At 66.2% G+C, this 15,995-nt stretch carries 15 protein-coding genes and 1 tRNA gene; 12 read left to right on the top strand and 4 right to left on the bottom strand.

Features of this window, described 5'->3' with window-relative positions; translation table 11 throughout:
• The first annotated feature begins 13 nt into the window (after window positions 1-13).
• The 3 genes from creC to DTS01S_RS04175 all read left to right on the top strand — a co-directional run bounded on the left by creC (window position 14) and on the right by DTS01S_RS04175 (window position 3,289).
• Window positions 14-1,474, top strand: coding sequence for a two-component system sensor histidine kinase CreC (gene creC, locus DTS01S_RS04185; protein ID WP_017405125.1), 1,461 nt, complete (start codon window positions 14-16; stop codon window positions 1,472-1,474).
• Window positions 1,475-1,598: 124 nt separating this feature from the next.
• Complete coding sequence (gene creD, locus DTS01S_RS04180; protein ID WP_061287379.1) at window positions 1,599-3,032, top strand: cell envelope integrity protein CreD; 1,434 nt, start codon at window positions 1,599-1,601, stop codon at window positions 3,030-3,032.
• On the top strand, window positions 3,029-3,289 hold the full coding sequence (locus DTS01S_RS04175) for a hypothetical protein (RefSeq protein WP_017405124.1): 261 nt from the start codon (window positions 3,029-3,031) through the stop codon (window positions 3,287-3,289). Before creD ends, DTS01S_RS04175 begins: the two co-directional genes overlap by 4 nt.
• 22 nt (window positions 3,290-3,311) lie before the next feature.
• Here DTS01S_RS04175 and mutY read toward each other — a convergent pair whose 3' ends face one another.
• The 3 genes from mutY to mutM all read right to left on the bottom strand — a co-directional run bounded on the left by mutY (window position 3,312) and on the right by mutM (window position 7,550).
• Window positions 3,312-4,382 carry an A/G-specific adenine glycosylase gene (gene mutY, locus DTS01S_RS04170; RefSeq protein WP_017405123.1) on the bottom strand — a complete coding sequence of 357 codons (1,071 nt, stop codon included), beginning with the start codon at window positions 4,380-4,382 and terminating at the stop codon, window positions 3,312-3,314.
• 4 nt (window positions 4,383-4,386) lie between these two features.
• Complete coding sequence (locus DTS01S_RS04165) at window positions 4,387-6,384, bottom strand: dynamin family protein (RefSeq protein WP_017405122.1); 1,998 nt, start codon at window positions 6,382-6,384, stop codon at window positions 4,387-4,389.
• Window positions 6,385-6,722: 338 nt separating this feature from the next.
• Window positions 6,723-7,550: a bifunctional DNA-formamidopyrimidine glycosylase/DNA-(apurinic or apyrimidinic site) lyase gene (gene mutM / locus DTS01S_RS04160; RefSeq protein WP_017405121.1), complete on the bottom strand. Its 828-nt coding sequence runs from the start codon at window positions 7,548-7,550 to the stop codon at window positions 6,723-6,725.
• Between the two features lie 62 nt (window positions 7,551-7,612).
• On the opposite strand from mutM, the gene DTS01S_RS04155 reads away from it, so the two are divergent.
• From DTS01S_RS04155 to pth, 7 genes are all read left to right on the top strand, one after another.
• Window positions 7,613-9,400, top strand: coding sequence for a tetratricopeptide repeat protein (locus DTS01S_RS04155; protein ID WP_026062311.1), 1,788 nt, complete (start codon window positions 7,613-7,615; stop codon window positions 9,398-9,400).
• A 44-nt stretch (window positions 9,401-9,444) separates the two neighbouring features.
• A complete protein-coding gene (locus tag DTS01S_RS04150) occupies window positions 9,445-9,957 on the top strand; it encodes a lipoprotein insertase outer membrane protein LolB (protein ID WP_017405120.1) in 513 nt (170 codons plus the stop codon).
• A gap of 72 nt (window positions 9,958-10,029) precedes the next feature.
• A complete protein-coding gene (ispE, locus tag DTS01S_RS04145; RefSeq protein WP_017405119.1) occupies window positions 10,030-10,893 on the top strand; it encodes a 4-(cytidine 5'-diphospho)-2-C-methyl-D-erythritol kinase in 864 nt (287 codons plus the stop codon).
• 29 nt (window positions 10,894-10,922) lie between these two features.
• A tRNA-Gln gene (locus DTS01S_RS04140) sits at window positions 10,923-10,999 on the top strand.
• 44 nt (window positions 11,000-11,043) lie between these two features.
• Complete coding sequence (locus DTS01S_RS04135; protein WP_026063011.1) at window positions 11,044-12,003, top strand: ribose-phosphate pyrophosphokinase; 960 nt, start codon at window positions 11,044-11,046, stop codon at window positions 12,001-12,003.
• Between the two features lie 172 nt (window positions 12,004-12,175).
• On the top strand, window positions 12,176-12,805 hold the full coding sequence (locus tag DTS01S_RS04130; protein ID WP_016445697.1) for a 50S ribosomal protein L25/general stress protein Ctc: 630 nt from the start codon (window positions 12,176-12,178) through the stop codon (window positions 12,803-12,805).
• Between the two features lie 124 nt (window positions 12,806-12,929).
• A complete protein-coding gene (gene pth, locus DTS01S_RS04125; RefSeq protein WP_061287378.1) occupies window positions 12,930-13,553 on the top strand; it encodes an aminoacyl-tRNA hydrolase in 624 nt (207 codons plus the stop codon).
• 4 nt (window positions 13,554-13,557) lie between these two features.
• Here the strand turns inward: pth and DTS01S_RS04120 are convergent, their stop codons facing one another.
• The gene (locus DTS01S_RS04120) at window positions 13,558-13,821 is read right to left on the bottom strand and encodes a YfhL family 4Fe-4S dicluster ferredoxin (RefSeq protein WP_016445695.1); all 264 of its coding nucleotides are present in this window, start codon (window positions 13,819-13,821) and stop codon (window positions 13,558-13,560) included.
• A 290-nt stretch (window positions 13,822-14,111) separates the two neighbouring features.
• Between DTS01S_RS04120 and DTS01S_RS04115 the strand changes: the two genes are divergently transcribed.
• Window positions 14,112-15,074, top strand: a complete 963-nt coding sequence (locus tag DTS01S_RS04115; protein ID WP_061287377.1) for an ABC transporter permease — start codon at window positions 14,112-14,114, stop codon at window positions 15,072-15,074.
• Entirely contained in the window at window positions 15,071-15,988 is a 918-nt protein-coding gene (locus DTS01S_RS04110; protein WP_016445693.1) for an ABC transporter permease, read from the top strand. The genes DTS01S_RS04115 and DTS01S_RS04110 overlap by 4 nt, the downstream gene beginning before the upstream one ends.
• The last annotated feature ends 7 nt before the right edge of the window (window positions 15,989-15,995 follow it).

The following is a 15,995-nucleotide window of genomic DNA, read 5'->3' as shown; positions in this document are numbered from 1 at the left end:
GCCGCCGCACGCCATGCGCCTCGGACTGCGGCTGTTCTTCGCCTTTTTCGTCATCAACGGCCTGGCCGCATTCTTCGTGCTGCGCGTCTTCATGGTCGAGGTCAAGCCCAGCGTGCGCAAGGTGACCGAGGACACGCTGGTCGAAACCGCCTACGCCCTGGCCGCGCTGGCCAGCGACGACATGGCCAGCGGCGTGCTGCAGCAAAGCCTTGCGGACAGCCGCTTCGCGCACCACATGCAGGCCTATGCCAACCAGACCGTCAAGGTCTGGATCTGGGACACGCGCAAGACCAGCCTGGACATGCGCGTCACCATCACCGACCAGCAAGGCCTGGTGCTGTTCGACTCAGCCGGCCTGGACCAGGGCGCCGACTACTCGCGCTGGCGCGACGTGTACCGCACGCTGCGCGGCGAATACGGCGCACGCACCACGCGCGAGGTGCAGAACGACGAGGCCAGCAGCGTCATGTATGTGTCGGCACCCATCATGGTGGAAGGCCGCATTGCGGGCGTGCTCACGGCCTCCAAGCCCGCGCACTCGGTGCAGAAGATCGTGGACAGCGCGGAAAGCAAGATGCTGCGCGGCGGCCTGCTGTTCCTCCTGCTGTCGGCCGGCGTGGGCTTTGCCGTGACCTGGTGGCTGGTCATCCATGTGCGGCGCCTGCGCAGCTATGCCCAGCAGGTACAGGCGCCCACGCTCAACGAGGCCGCCTCGCCCACCACCGCCCCGCCCATGCCCGAGGCGCCACGCATGCCCGGCGAGCTGGGCGAACTGGCCCGTGCCATGGAGAACATGCGCAGCCGCCTGGAGGGGCGCGACTACATCGAGGGCTATGTGCGCGCCCTCACGCACGAACTCAAGAGCCCCGTGGCCGCCATCCGTGGCGCAGGCGAGCTGCTGCAGGAAGACCTGCCCGCCGCCGACCGCGAGCTGTTCGCGCGCCAGGTGGTGGACCAGTGCCAGCGCCTGCAGAACCTTGTGGACCAGTTGCTGCGCCTGAGCCAGCTGGAGCAGCGCCGCGCCCTGCACGCGCACACGGCCTGCAGCCTGCAGGCCTGTGCCGAACAGGCCATGGCGCAAGTGCACAGCGCTGCGCACCAGCGCCGCATCCGGCTGGTGCTGCAAGGCCAGGACAGCAGCGGCCCCTGGGAGCAGGACCTGGTGGTGCTGGCCCTCAGCAACCTGCTGAGCAACGCCATCGACTTCGCCCCAGAGGGCAGCAGCATCCAAGTGGACCTGGAGCCCGGCCGTGTCAGCGTGCGCGACCACGGCCCCGGCGTGCCCGAGGCCCTGCTGGGCCGGCTGGGCGAACGCTTTTTCACCACCCCCCGCCCCAACGGGGAGCGCAGCGGCACGGGACTGGGCCTGTCCATCGTGCTGCGCATCATGCTGCTGCACGGCGGCAGCATGCAGGCCGCCAACGCCCAGCCCGGGCTGCGTGTCACGCTGAACTGGCCACTGCGGGCACCCTGACCGCCAGGGCCTGTTCACTCGGATTTGGAGGCGCGAATCCGACTTCACCTTCACTTCACAGACTTCATTCCGGCCACACAGCCCCCGCCCAGACTGCGTCCACGATCAACGAACGGGATGTGGAATGAAGAACCGACTTCTTGCCAAAGGCGTGGCCCTGCTGGTCATGCTGGGCCTTTTGATGCTGGGCCTGGGCCTGGTACATGACGTGGTGCGCGACCGCATACGCAACCGCGACAACGCCGTGCAGGGCGTGGTCGCCAGCCTGGCCGGACGCCAGACGCTGATGGGACCGGTGCTGGTGCAAAACTGCACCGAGACCACCGGCATAGAAAAGGGCAGCAAGACGGAATGGACCACGCGCCAGTTCCAGCGCATGCTGCTGCCCGACCAACTGCGCCATGAGGCAACGGCACGCATGGAAGAGCGCTCGCGCGGCCTGCACCAGGTCAGCACCTACGCCATGCAGGACAGCATCAGCGCCAGCTTCACCCATGCCGCGCAGTACCTGGAAAAGCCGTCCATCGAAGCGACAGCCAACCAGGCCGTGCGCTGCGGCGCACTGCGCGTGGCGCTGTCGCTGACCGATCCGCGCGGTATACGCTCGGCCACCATCGAGGCCGGCGGCAAGAGCCTGGACGTGGGACCCGGTACCTCGCTGGAACGCTACTCGCAAGGCCTGCAGGCGGAGCTGGCGCCTGCCCTGCTCAAGAAGGACGAGCCCCTTGAGCTGAAGATTGCCCTGGAACTGGTGGGCACCGAAAAGCTGGCCTTCGTGCCGCTGGGCAGCCACAGCCAGGTCCAGCTGTCGGCCGATTGGCCCCACCCCTCGTTCGGCGGCAGCTTCCTGCCCAACCGGCGTGAAGTCAGCGACAAGGGATTCAACGCCAGCTGGAATCTCTCGGCACTGGCCTCTTCCGCGCGCCAGGCCTTCACCGACCAGCAGCCGCTGTGCCAGCCAGGCCGCCGCGACATGGAGGAATACGCCGCCACGGCGCACGCGCCCAGCAGCGGCCCCTGCCTGGAGTCGCTGGACACCGACTTCGTGGATCCCATCAACGCCTACTCGCTGAGCGACCGGGCCACCAAGTACGGCCTGCTCTTCGTGGTGCTGACCTTTGTGGCCGTCGGCCTGTTCGAGGTGCTCAAGCAATTGCGCGTGCACCCCATCCAGTACCTGCTGGTGGGATCGGCGCTGTGCAGCTTCTTCCTGCTGCTGATCAGCCTGTCGGAGCACATGGGATTTGCCAGCGCCTACGGCATTGCTGCCTCGGCCTGCGTGCTGCTGCTGGCCTACTACGCCAGCCACATCCTGGACAGCCTGCAGCGCGGCCTGCCGTTTGCTGCGGGAATCGCCTCGCTCTACGGCCTGCTGTATGTGCTGCTGCAGCTGGAGCAAAGCGCGCTCATCGTGGGCTCCATCGCGCTGTTCGCCGTGCTGGCCCTGATCATGGTCTGCACACGGCATGTGGACTGGTATGCCTTTGGCCGGCAGGATGGCGACCGCGGCGATGCAGACGCAGGCACCCGCCCAACCGTGGGAGCGCTGCAGCCATGAACGTCCTCACCGACACCCATGGCACGGCCGATGTGCCCGGCGTGCGCAGCCCGCTCGATCAGGCGCTGGAACGCCAGCGCTGCGAGCAGGCCTGGCACCAGGCGGTGCAAAGGGGCGACCGCCAGGCCCTGTTCAGCCTGCGTCTGCACATTGCCGAGGCCGCCGCACGCGCACGGCGCAAGCCGGGCGCACGTGAACAATGGCTGGCGTGGATGCTGCTGCGCTGCGCCCTGCTCCTGCCGCGCCGCACGTTCTAGGAAGACGCGGCGGCCTTGGGCTTCAGCCCGCAAACTGCGCATCCAGCAGCTTGCGCACCGGGGCCGGCAGGCCCATGTCGGCCCAGGCCCTGGCATCGGCCCAGCAGCCCTGGCCGTCTGCCATGGCAGCATCCGGGCCGCTGCCATGGACAGGCACGCGCACCGGATGCAGATGCAAATCACGGTGGGTGAGCACATGCAGGAAAGCCGGCAGCTCGGTCCAGTCGGCGGATCGTGCGGCGGGCCAGTGCCGTGCGGCGGCCTGCTCCAGCGCCTCGCGTTCATTGAACACAGGAGGCGCATAAAGGCCCGCCCAGATGCCCTGCTGCGGGCGGCGCTCCAGCCAGACGCGGCCTTGCCCGTCCACGGCGATCAGCAGCCACCAAGCCTCGGAACTGCGCTTGAGCTTGCGCGTTCGCACGGGGTAGTTTTCGGGATTGCCGAAGCGGGCCGCCCGGCACTGCGGCTGCAGCGGACAGACCAGGCAGCTGGGCTTGCGCGGCGTGCAGATGGTGGCACCCAGGTCCATCAGGCCCTGGGTATAGCGGGGCATGGCCTGCTGCAGGTCCTCGGTGGGGCACAGCTGCTGGGCCAGGTCCCACAGTTCGCGCTCGTTCCTGGCCACGGCCAGATCGGCATCGAAAGCCAGCACGCGCGTGAGCACGCGCCGCACATTGGCGTCGAGGATGGGCACGCGCTCGGAAAAGCAAAAGGACGCGATGGCGCCCGCCGTGGACCGGCCTATGCCGGGCAGCGTGGCCAGATCCTCGGCCCTGCGTGGAAAGGCACCACCCCACTCCTGGACCACAGCCTGGGCGCAGCGGTGCAGGTTGCGCGCACGGCTGTAGTAGCCCAGGCCGCTCCACAGCGCCAGCACGGCATCCTGCGGTGCGGCCGCGAGGCTGGCGACATCGGGAAAGGCATCAAGGAAGCGCTGGTAGTAGCCCAGCACGGTGCTCACCTGGGTCTGCTGCAGCATGATTTCAGAGAGCCAGACGCGGTAGGGATCGCGCGTCTGCTGCCAGGGCAGGTGATTGCGTCCATGCGACGCCTGCCACTGCACGACGGGCGTGGCAATCGAGGGAAAGGTCAAGATATCAAGCAGTCAGTGAAGTTTCCTGTGCAGCCTTTGCCAGGCCGGGGAAGGCGGGCGTGGGCGACAGGGGTTGCAGCAGTTCCATGGTGGCCTGTCCCAGCTGCAGCTGCAAGGCCGTGAGCTGTTCGTCGGCGGCCTCGATTTCGGCAATGCGCTCGACCAGGCCCGAAGCCGCATTCTGGATGCGGTCCACCGCTTCGATGCGGCGGGCAAAGCTGCGCTTGCGCTCTTTCAATTGGGCATCCAGCTGGGCCGTGGCGGACTTGCTCCACATGTCCACGTCGTTGGCCGCAGACTCGAAGACCGTGCGCAGACGCATGGCAAGGGCCTTGATCAGCCGCTGGGCAAACGCGGGATTGCTGCGCCTGAGCGCGTGGCCCAGGCCCAGGTACTGGGTGTAGCTGGCCTCGATGCGCTGCAGGTCGCCGCCGAACTCGGTCAGCTCCAGCTGCGCAGGAGCCTGCAGCGAGAAGCCGAACTCGGCATTGAGTTCCTTGAAGGTCGCGCCCAGCATGGACTGGATCTCGCCGGCCTGCGCCTGGGCCCGGGTCGCCACGGTGCGCAGGCGTTCGAAGGTTTCCGCGTAGACCTTGCGCGCGCCCAGCTTCAGGCCGCGCTGCTCCAGCGCCTCCTTGAGATCGACCAGTTCCTGCTTGAGCGCGCTGGAACCGAGCTGGCGGAAGATGTCGCGCAGCATGCGCATGTGCACCAGGCGCACGGCCTGGATCCTGGCGGCGCTGGCATCGAAATCGCGCTGCTCGCTCTCGATGCGGTTGCGCATGGAGGCAATCACGCTGGCGTTCTTGCCGCGCAGGCTGCGCAGCTCGGCCATCTGGTCGTCCAGGTCGCGGCGGCGGATATTGAGCACGCGCTCCACCTCGACCTGCAACTGCTGCACATTGGCCCTGACAGCCGTCTGCAGCACCTTCTGGCGCTGGCCCATGATGCCCTCGGCCAGCATGTTCTCGAACATGGGCAGCCCGCTGGCCTGCAGCAGCGCCTCGTTGCCGGAGACCTTGGCCACCAGGCCCTTTTGTGCCGACACGGGCAACACCCGCTCCACAGGCAGGCCCAGCATCTGGGCCGATTCCTGGCGCTGGCGCTGCAGTTGGGCCTGCACCTGCGTCGCGGAGCTGAGGCTATCCCACAGCGTATCTATCTTGTTGAGCACCACCAGCCGCGAATCGGCCAGTGCCTGCTGGCCCGACGCCGCATCGGGCGGCAGCACATGGTCGCGCCAGATGGCCAGGTCGGACTTGGTCACGCCGGTATCGGCCGCCAGCACGAAGACCACGGCATGGGCCTGGGGGATGAGGTTGACGGTCAGCTCGGGCTCGGCACCCACGGCATTCAGGCCGGGCGTATCCAGAATGACCAGCCCCTGCTTGAGCAGGGGATGGGGCATGTTGATCAGCGCGTGGCGCCACATGGGCACCTCCACCAGGCCCTGCTCATCCACGAAGGGATTGCCGCCCTGGTCATCGTCATGCCAGAAGCCCCAGGTTCGCGCCAGATCCACCGACACCTTGCGCACCTCGGCCACCTTGGCCAGCGTGTCGGCAATCTGCTGGGCATTGTTCACATCCAGCGGCAGCTGCAGCCAGGCCTCGGGCCGGGCGCGCCACTGGCCCAGGCTTTCCAGCGATTCGCGCGTATCGATGGGCAGCAGGCGCAGGCTGGGCTGCAGTTCGGCTTCCCAGCCCAGCTCGGCCGGGCACATGGTGGTGCGACCTGCGCTGGCCGGCATGAGGCGGCGGCCGTAGTGGGCGAAGAAGACTGCGTTGATCAGCTCGGACTTGCCGCGGGAGAACTCGGCCACGAAGGCCACCATGACCTTGTCGCCGCGCACCTGGGCTTCCAGCCGCTGCAGCCGCTCCTGCACAGCGACATCCAGCAGCTCCTGGGACTGCAACCATTCGCGCAGCGCATGCAATTGCTGCGCAAAGCCACGGCGCCATGCGCCATGCTGGTCGAATTGCTCGTTGAATGATGGTCCCACGTGTTTCCCCCGCCATTGCATCGCCAATGCCTGCCGATGCTTAGTGATCGCCTCGACATTGCGCCGCAAGCGTGATGCCTTTTCTCATCAAAATATAGCACCGTCGCCCCGTTTTGCCCGCAGCTGCGCCCCAAGGCCGGCTCCTGGAACGGGGGGATTCAGGGCAAAACATCGTTTATTTACAAATGAAACAATATTTCACCATCAATCCAGCGCGGCTGAGGGGTGATTTTTCAGAAATGTGAGCTTCCCGCACAGACCCGATATGAATCTCGCGCAGACTGGCCTCCACAAGCGTTACGAGACGTTGAGAATTCGCTCCTCTTTTTGAGGCAATCTCACGCTTTCTGACACCGCGCGCAAAAGTAGGTGCTGCGCTGGCCCTGGCGCAGCAGCTGTATGGGCGAGCCGCAATGCGTGCAGGGCTGGCCCTCGCGGCCATACACCTTGGCCTGCAGCTGGAAGTGGCCTGCCATGCCGTCGGGCGCCGAGAAATCACGCAGCGTCGTGCCCCCTTGCTCCACCGCCAGTTCCAGCACGCGGCGAATCTCCTCGAACAGCCGGCGCACCTTGCGCGGCCCCACCTCGCAGGCCGGCTGCGTGGGCGCAATGCGTGCCATGAACAGCACTTCGGACGCATAGATATTGCCCACGCCCACCACCACGCTGCCGCTCAGCAGCAATTGCTTGATGGGCGTACGGCTGGCCTTCAGACCGGCCTTGAAGGTCTCGAACAGGAAGCTGTCATCCAGCGGCTCCATTCCCAGATGGTCCAGCAGCCTGCGCGCCCAGGGATCGTTCTCGGCCGGCACATACATCACCGCACCGAACCGGCGCGGATCGTGCAGGCGCAGCTGGCCCTTGCTGGTGTGCAGATCGAAATGGTCATGTGCGCCCGCCGGACCCAGCGGCAACTCGTGCGGCGCCACGAAACGCAGGCTGCCCGACATGCCCAGATGCAGCATGAGCAGGCCTTCGCTCAGTTGCATCAGCAGGTACTTGCCGCGCCGGTGCACGCTGTGCACCTCGCGCCCGGTCAGAAGCTCGGGGGCAATGCCCAGAGGCCAGCGCAATGGCTTGCCCAGCGCCACGGATTCAATGCGCGCTCCGGCGATCTGCGAGGCGAACGCACGCCGCGTGACTTCTACTTCTGGCAATTCGGGCATGCGATCCGGGTTGTACTGAGGTTGTGCGAAATGCGGGCCGAGGCTTCGATTATTATGATTCGATGGATCATCGCCTTCGCCTTCAGGGACTCGCCGTGGCAGCAGCCCTGGCCATGGGTTCCGCCACTGCCTGGGCTCTGCCTGGCAAGACCGCAGCCACCATCGAGACGGAATCCCCGGAACCTCCATCGTCCGCCGCCGCGTCTGCCGAAGAGGAGCGCGCAGCGCTCAACGCCGAACTGTTCTACGAGATCCTGGTCGGCGAAATCGCTGCCAGCGAAGGCGCGCTGGGCGATGCCCAGGCCATGATGATGGAGGCTGCGCGCACCAGCGGCAGCGAGCAGCTGTACCGCCGTGGCACGGAACTGGCGCTGCAGTCGCGCTCCGGTGAGCGCGCACTGGCCAATGCCCGCGCCTGGCTGGACGCCTTTCCCCAGTCACGCGATGCCAACCGCTTCGTGCTCCAGATCCTCGTTGCGCTGAACCGCATCGCCGATACCGGCAGCTATCTCAAGCGCGAGATCGAGGCCACGCCCGCTCCGTCCAAGCCTGCCACCTATCTGGGCATCACCCAGCTCTACAACAACGCCAGCGACAAGGCCCTTGCTGCCGATGTGGTCGAGCAGGCTATGGCCGGCGAAACCGACAATCCGGCCAGCGGCCCGCTGGCCTGGGCCACCATCGGCCACATGCGCCTGGGCGCCGGGCAAAAGGCCGCAGCCATGCAGGCCGTGCAAAAGGCCCAGGCGCTGACGCCCGACACAGGCCCCGTGGCCCTGCTGTCCATGGAGCTGCTGGAAGCCGGCATGCCGGAGGCGGAACCCATCGTCAAGCGCTACCTGGCCAAGAACCCGTCAGCCCAGATGCGCATGGCCTATGCCCGCGTGCTGCTGGGTCAGCAGCGCCTGGACGAGGCCCGGCAGCAACTGGTCTCCATCACCATGGATTCGCCCGACTACGCCGAAGCCTGGGCCACGCTGGCCGCCCTGCAGCTGCAAACGAACGATGTGGGTGCGGCTCAGGCATCCACCGAGCGCTTCGGCAAGCTCGTGCCGCAGATTCCTGCCGGCGTGGCGCGCAGCGCTGGCCAGTCCCAGTACTACCTGCTGCAATCACAGATCGCTGAAAAGCAAGGCAGGTTCGACGAGGCCGATGCCCTGCTGCGCCGCATCGACGATGCCCCCAACCTGCTGAGCGTGCAGGCGCGCCGAGCGAGCCTGCTTGCACGCCAGGGCAAGCTCAAGGAAGCGCGCGCCCTGATCGAAGCCGTGCCTGCCAGCGGCCCCAGCCAGCAACGGCTCAAGCGCCTGGCCGAAGTGCAGCTGTTGCGCGACGCCAATCAGAATGCCCAGGCCTATGCGCTGCAGGCCGAGCTGCAAAAACAGGACCCCGAAGACGCCGAACTGGCCTACGACACGGCCCTGCTCGCGGAGCGCATCGGCAAGCATGACGAAATGGAGCGGCTGCTGCGCGGTATCATCGCGCGTCGGCCCGACTTCCAGCATGCCTACAACGCGCTGGGCTACTCCTTCGCCGAGCGCGGCATCCATCTGGACGAAGCAGAAAAGCTCGTGGGCAAGGCGCTGGAGATGTCGCCAGGCGACCCCTTCATCACCGACAGCCTGGCCTGGGTGAAATTCCGCCAAGGCAACCTGGACGAAGCGCTCAAGCTGCTTGAAAGCGCCTACGCCTCCCGCCCCGACGTGGAGATCGCGGCGCACCTGGGCGAGGTGCTCTGGGTCAAGGGCGATCGCGAACGCGCGCAGAAGATCTGGCGCCAGGGCCTGGCCTCCAGCCCCGACAACACCACGCTGCGCGACACCCTGCGCCGCCTGGGCGTCTCGCTTTGAGCCGCCGCGCCGTGCCCCACCCCGTGCCCCATCGTTTGCGCCCCATGCTCATCCGCCGGCAGCTGTGCGCCACGGCTGCTGCCACGGCGCTGCTGACTCTGGCCGGCTGCGCCCTGCCACCCCGCCAGCTCCAGGCCGATGCAGCAGCACCGGCCGCCGCCGGGCACTGGTCGGGCCGACTGGCGCTGCAGGTGGAAGATGCGCAGAACCACTCCTTCAGCGCAGGCTTCGAGCTGCTGGGCACACCCCAGCGCGGCGAGTTGCTGCTGTTCACCCCCCTGGGATCGACGCTGGCACGCCTGCTCTGGGCTCCAGGACAGGCCAGCCTGCAGCAAGGCGAGGACCGCAAGACCTCGGACTCGCTGCCCACGCTGGTGCAAGAGCTGACGGGCAGCGACCTGCCCATCGCCGCCCTGTTCGACTGGCTGCAGGGCCGGGCCACCGCAGCCGCAGGCTGGCAGGTCGACCTCTCCCGCATGGAGCAGGGCCGCCTGTCCGCCCGGCGCCATGACCCGCAGCCGCCGGCAGCGCTGCGCATCGTGCTCGACACACCCTGATTTGCGCCGGGCGCGCCCTCTGCACCCCCATCCCGCCGCACCCGCCTCCATCCCTCTCATCCTCTCCAGCCCATGCGCTCGCTCCACGACGTGCCGGCTCCGGCCAAGCTCAACCTGTTCCTCCATATCACCGGCCGCCGAGACGATGGCTACCACCTGCTGCAATCGGTCTTCATGCTGCTGGACTGGCACGACACGCTGCACTTCGACAAGCGCGGCGACGGCAACGTCAGCCGCGAGGACCTCTCGGGCATGGCCCTTCCTGCCGACGACCTCATCATGCGGGCCGCACGCGCGCTGCAACAGGCCACCGGCTGCAGCCAGGGCGTGCACATAGGCGTGGAAAAGCGCCTGCCGGCACAGGCCGGGATGGGCGGAGGATCGTCGGATGCGGCATCCACCCTCATGGCGCTGAACCGCCTGTGGCAACTGAACCTGACCCGGCGCGAACTGCAGCGCATTGGACTGGGCCTGGGCGCAGATGTGCCCTTCTTTCTGTGCGGCAGCTCCGCCTGGGTGGAGGGCATAGGCGAGCACATCACGCCGCTGGAGCACAGCCATGCCCTGCCGCCCCAGCGGTTCGTGGTGGTCAAGCCCGAGGCGGGACTGGAAACCCTGTCCATCTTCCGCGCCCCCGACCTCAAGCGCGATCATGCCCATGCTACAATCGCCGACTTTGCTGCAGATCACTATGGCTTTGGCCAGAACGACTTGCAGCCCGTCGCCGAAAGGCTGCAGCCTGAAGTGAAAAAAGCCATTGATTGGCTCAAGTCCTTCAAACTGCGTGCTAGAATGACGGGCTCGGGAAGTGCAGTATTTGCACCACTGACGCAAACAATCGACTTCGAGAATGCCCCAGGCATCTGGAATGTCAGAGTTTGCAGGAATCTGCAGGCCCATCCCCTCAAGGATTGGCTCAAAGATGAGAGTTTATAGGCTGTCTGCCTGCGGCAGAGGGCCTGTGTAGGGGAGTCGCCAAGTTGGTAAAGGCACCGGATTTTGATTCCGGCATGCGAGGGTTCGAGTCCTTCCTCCCCTGCCAAACGTCTTTCGCGTCAAGGCAAACCCATCGTACTGGGGCGCTCAATGCATTCACATCATCCTGACATCATGGTCTTCACCGGCAATGCCAATCCTGGCATGGCCGCTGAAATCGTTCAGCACCTCGGCACCACGCTGGGTGCAGCCGACGTGGGTCGCTTCTCCGATGGAGAAGTCGCCGTCGAGATCAAGCAGAACGTGCGTACGCGCGACGTCTTCGTCGTGCAATCGACCTGCGCACCGACCAACGACAACCTGATGGAACTGCTGGTCATGGTGGACGCCCTCAAGCGTGCATCGGCCGAGCGCATCTGCGCGGTGATTCCCTACTTCGGCTATGCCCGCCAGGACCGCCGCCCGCGCTCCACCCGCGTGCCGATCACGGCCAAGGTCGTGGCCAACATGCTGCAGGCCGTGGGTGTTGAGCGCGTGCTGACCATGGACTTGCACGCAGACCAGATCCAGGGCTTCTTCGACATCCCCGTGGACAACATCTATGCCACGCCGGTGCTGCTGGGCGATCTGCGCCAGAAGAACTACGAAGACCTGATCGTTGTCTCGCCCGACGTGGGTGGCGTGGTCCGTGCCCGTGCGCTGGCCAAGCAGCTGGGCTGCGACCTGGCCATCATCGACAAGCGCCGCCCCAAGGCTAACGTCTCCGAAGTCATGCACGTGATCGGCGACATCGACGGCCGCAACTGCGTGATCATGGATGACATGATCGACACCGCCGGCACCCTGGTGAAGGCAGCCGAAGTGCTCAAGCAGCGTGGTGCCAAGAGCGTCTACGCCTATTGCACGCACCCGATCTTCTCGGGTCCGGCCATCGAGCGCATCGGCAACGGCAGTGCACTGGACGAGGTCGTGGTGACCAACACCATTCCTCTGAGCGCCGAAGCCCAGGCTTGCGGCAAGATCCGCCAACTGTCCGTGGCCCCCCTGATTGCCCAGACAATCCAGCGGATTTCCACCGGCGATTCGGTGCTGAGCCTGTTCTCCGAATAAAATATCGGCCCCTGTGGTCTGAACCAGCAAACCTCCTTCGGGAGGTTTGCGCGTTCCGGGATGGTTTCAGGACCATCCCGGGACACCGCAAGAGCAGCCTGTTCCGCACGGGGCAGGCGTTCTTTTATCAACGGATGAGGCTGGTCGCGGTCCATCCATCTAGGAGTTAGTTATGCAATTCGTCGCTTTTGAGCGCGCCAAGCAAGGTACGGGTGCGAGCCGCCGTCTGCGCAATTCGGGCAAGGCCCCTGGCATCGTCTACGGCGGTGCTGCCGAAGCCCAACTGATCGAGATCGATCACAACGCCCTGTGGCACGCCCTGAAGAAGGAAGTGTTCCATTCCAGCGTTCTGGACATGGAAGTCAACGGCCAGACCTCCAAGGTCGTGCTGCGCGACGTGCAATTCCACCCCTACAAGCAGCTGATCCTGCACGTGGACTTCCAGCGCGTTGACGACAAGACCAAGGTTCACCTGAAGGTGCCGCTGCACTTCGAAGGCATGGAACAGTCCCAGGCCGTCAAGGTCGAGAACTGCACCATCACTCCCCTGATCCATGAACTGGACGTGGTGTGCATGCCCGCCCAACTGCCCGAGTTCATCAAGGTGGACCTGAGCGGCCTGACCTCCAAGTCGACCCTGGGCCTGCAGAACGTCAAGCTGCCCAACGGCGTGAAGGCTGTGGTGCGCGGCTCCAACAAGAACCCGGCCCTGATCTCCATCAAGCTGCCCGAAGTGGCTCCTGATGCATCCGCAGCTCCCGCAGCGGCCCCGGCCGCTCCGGCAAAGAAGGGCAAGAAGTAATTCTTGGCTTTCCCTTGCGGCGGCTGCGGCTGCCGCAACCTGCAAAAGGCCCACCTCGCGTGGGCCTTTTGCATGGTGAACACCATCGCCTGCCTGCTGAGGCCGCCATGGAGATAATCGCCCGATGATCAAATTGTTTGTCGGCCTGGGCAATCCCGGGCCGGAGTATGAGGACACCCGCCACAACGCGGGTTTTTGGTGGATAGATGCGCTGGCGCGCGAACTCAAGGTCCACCTGGTGCCCGAGCGCAGCTACTTCGGCCTCTTGGCCCGCGCCAGCGTGCGTGGCGAGAGTGTCTGGCTGCTCGAGCCGCAGACCTTCATGAACCTGTCCGGCAAATCGGTGGGCGCGCTGGCGCGCTTTTTCAAGATCCAGCCCGAGGAGGTCCTCGTGGTCCATGACGAACTGGACTTCGCCCCAGGCCAGGTCAAGCTCAAGCGCGGCGGCAGCCACGGCGGCCACAACGGCCTGCGCGATATCCATGCCCAGCTGGGCTCGGCCGACTACTGGCGGCTGCGCATCGGCATAGGCCACCCGGGGCACAAGGCCGAAGTCGCCAACTGGGTGCTCAAGAAGCCCGCGCCCGACCAGCGCCAGCTGATCGAGGGCAGCATTGCCCATTCGCTCAAGGCCTGGCCCGAGCTGCAGGCGGGCGACATGGACAAGGCGACCTTGCTGATCCACACCACCAAGCCTCCACGCCCCAAGCCCGTGCACCCGGCCACAGCCGAGAGCGACAAGGGCTGAGCGATCAGGAAGCGGCGGGAGCCTGGGATTGCAGACGCAGGTATTTCTGCATCAGCGTCTCGCGGTCTTCCACGTGGGCGGGATTCACGGGAATGCAGGCCACGGGGCAGATCTGCACGCACTGGGGTTCATCGAAATGCCCCACGCATTCCGTGCACTTGCTGTGCTCGATCTCGTAGTACTCCTCGCCCATGGAGATTGCATCGTTGGGGCACTCGGGTTCGCAGACATCGCAGTTGATGCATTCGTCGGTGATCATCAAAGCCATGGCAGGTCCCTCGCAAGCGCACGCCACGCTCCGGGCCGGGCAGGCCCTTGCACCCCGAACGGGCCTTGCAGCAAGGTGGCATCAGTCATTGCGCCATTATCCTGCCCCCTTCATACGCATGAAGGCTGCACGGGCAAGCATACGCGCCGGATCGGCACGGAGCGATGCACCTTCAAAGGCCGCTATGCTGCGCGCATGGGCCGTGCGCATTACCATTCGGGCCCGCCAAGAACCACCCACACACATTCCGCCGACGTGACAGCCCAACACCGTGCCAAGGCCGACTGCCCATGAGCGTCTTCCTGCTCAAGCGCCTGCTGATGCTGGCAGCCACGCTGCTGGGCGCCTCGGCCGTGGTGTTCGGCGTGCTGGAGGTGCTGCCCGGCAATGCGGCCCAGACGCTGATGGGGCCCGATGCCGCCCCCGAGGCCGTGCAGGCGCTGGCCGAGCAGCTGGGACTGGACCAGCCAGCCTGGCAGCGCTACCTGCAGTGGCTGCAGGGGCTGCTGCATGGCGACATGGGACTGAGCTACGCCTACAGCACACCGGTCAGCGATCTGGTGCTGGAGCGCCTGGCAGTGACCGCCCCGCTAGCCGTGATGGCCATGCTCATCACCACCGTGCTGGCCCTGGCAGCGGGCATCTATGCCGCCTCGCGCCACAACCGATGGGGCGACCTGGGCGTCATGGGCCTGGCGCAGATCGGCATTGCCATCCCCAATTTCTGGTTCGCCATCCTGCTGATCCTGGTGTTCTCGGTGAAGCTGCAATGGTTATCCGCAGGCGGCTTTCCAGGCTGGAGCGAGGCCGATGGCGGCGGCGTCCTGCCCGCACTGCAGGCCCTGCTGCTGCCGGCGATCTCGCTGGCCGTGGTGCAGGCGGCCATCCTGGCGCGCATCACGCGCTCGGCCGTGCTGGAAGTGCTGCGCGAGGACTTCGTGCGCACGGCCCGCGCCAAGGGCCTGCCGCGCCGCGCCGTGCTCTGGGGCCACGTGCTGCGCAATGCCATGATTCCCGTGCTCACGGTCATGGGGCTGCAGTTTGCCCAGTTGCTGGCCGGCACCATCGTGGTGGAGAACGTGTTCTACCTGCCGGGCCTGGGCCGGCTGATCTTCCAGTCCATCGCCAACCGCGACCTCATCGTCGTGCGCAACTGCGTGCTGCTGCTGGCGGCCATGGTGGTGGTCATCAACTTCATCGTGGATGTGCTGTACGCAGCCATTGATCCACGCATCGAGGCCAGCGACATATGAGCCAGCCAGGCAACCCTGTTTCGCCGACCGCTGCGCCACCGGGCCATCGGCCCACGCGGGCGGTCACCCTCAGCAGGCCGGCCAGCCTGGGCCGGCGCATGCTGGGCCACCGCAGCTTCATGCTGGGTGCCATGCTGACCGCGCTGCTGCTGCTCACCGCGCTGCTGTCCTTGTGGTGGACGCCGGGCTCGGCCTACGACATGGACCTGGATGCCAAGCTGGCCGCACCCGGCAGCCTGCACTGGCTGGGCACCGATGCCTATGGGCGCGATGTGGCCTCGCTGCTGTTCCTGGGCGCGCGCAGTTCCATCCTGGTCGGCGTGATCGCCGTGGGCATCGGGCTGTCGATGGGCGTGGTGCTGGGACTGGTCGCCGCGGCCTGCCGGGGCTGGGTGGAAGAGGCCATCATGCGGCTGGCCGATTTCAGTTTCGCCTTTCCTGCGCTGCTATCGGCCATCATGCTCACGGCCGTGTTCGGCGCGGGCATCGTCAACGCCATCATTGCCATCGGCATCTTCAACATTCCCACCTTTGCGCGCATCACGCGGGCATCGGCCAAGGCGGTCTGGGCACGTGAATACGTGCTGGCTGCACGCGCCTGCGGCCATGGCCGCGCCAGCATCACCTGGCGCCATGTGCTGCCCAACATCCTGCCCGTGCTGGTGGTCCAGGCCACCATACAGTTCGCGCTGGCCATTCTGGCGGAAGCCGCCCTGTCCTATCTGGGCCTGGGCACGCAGCCGCCCCAGGCTTCCTGGGGCCGCATGCTCAGCGAGGCCCAGACCCTCATGTTCCAGGCGCCGCTGCTGGCCGTGTGGCCGGGCCTGGCCATTGCACTGTCCGTGCTCGGGCTCAACCTGCTGGGCGACGGGCTGCGTGACCTGCTCGACCCGCGCCTGTCGCGCCAGCGCTGAGGAAGGC

This window comes from Delftia tsuruhatensis NBRC 16741, from assembly GCF_001571325.1.
Lineage (GTDB): Bacteria > Pseudomonadota > Gammaproteobacteria > Burkholderiales > Burkholderiaceae_C > Comamonas > Comamonas tsuruhatensis.
This window is presented reverse-complemented; position numbering and strand designations above follow the sequence as displayed.

Bases quoted from the DNA above. Each gene is read 5' to 3' on its own strand.
- DTS01S_RS04110 (WP_016445693.1), top strand. From the start codon at position 15,071: ATGAGCCAGCCAGGCAACCCTGTTTCGCCGACCGCTGCGCCACCGGGC.
- creD (WP_061287379.1), top strand. From the start codon at position 1,599: ATGAAGAACCGACTTCTTGCCAAAGGCGTGGCCCTGCTGGTCATGCTG.
- DTS01S_RS04130 (WP_016445697.1), top strand. From the start codon at position 12,176: ATGCAATTCGTCGCTTTTGAGCGCGCCAAGCAAGGTACGGGTGCGAGC.
- DTS01S_RS04175 (WP_017405124.1), top strand. From the start codon at position 3,029: ATGAACGTCCTCACCGACACCCATGGCACGGCCGATGTGCCCGGCGTG.
- DTS01S_RS04155 (WP_026062311.1), top strand. From the start codon at position 7,613: ATGGATCATCGCCTTCGCCTTCAGGGACTCGCCGTGGCAGCAGCCCTG.
- DTS01S_RS04115 (WP_061287377.1), top strand. From the start codon at position 14,112: ATGAGCGTCTTCCTGCTCAAGCGCCTGCTGATGCTGGCAGCCACGCTG.
- ispE (WP_017405119.1), top strand. From the start codon at position 10,030: ATGCGCTCGCTCCACGACGTGCCGGCTCCGGCCAAGCTCAACCTGTTC.
- creC (WP_017405125.1), top strand. From the start codon at position 14: ATGCGCCTCGGACTGCGGCTGTTCTTCGCCTTTTTCGTCATCAACGGC.
- DTS01S_RS04150 (WP_017405120.1), top strand. From the start codon at position 9,445: ATGCTCATCCGCCGGCAGCTGTGCGCCACGGCTGCTGCCACGGCGCTG.
- mutM (WP_017405121.1), bottom strand. From the start codon at position 7,550: ATGCCCGAATTGCCAGAAGTAGAAGTCACGCGGCGTGCGTTCGCCTCG.
- DTS01S_RS04120 (WP_016445695.1), bottom strand. From the start codon at position 13,821: ATGGCTTTGATGATCACCGACGAATGCATCAACTGCGATGTCTGCGAA.
- pth (WP_061287378.1), top strand. From the start codon at position 12,930: ATGATCAAATTGTTTGTCGGCCTGGGCAATCCCGGGCCGGAGTATGAG.
- DTS01S_RS04135 (WP_026063011.1), top strand. From the start codon at position 11,044: ATGCATTCACATCATCCTGACATCATGGTCTTCACCGGCAATGCCAAT.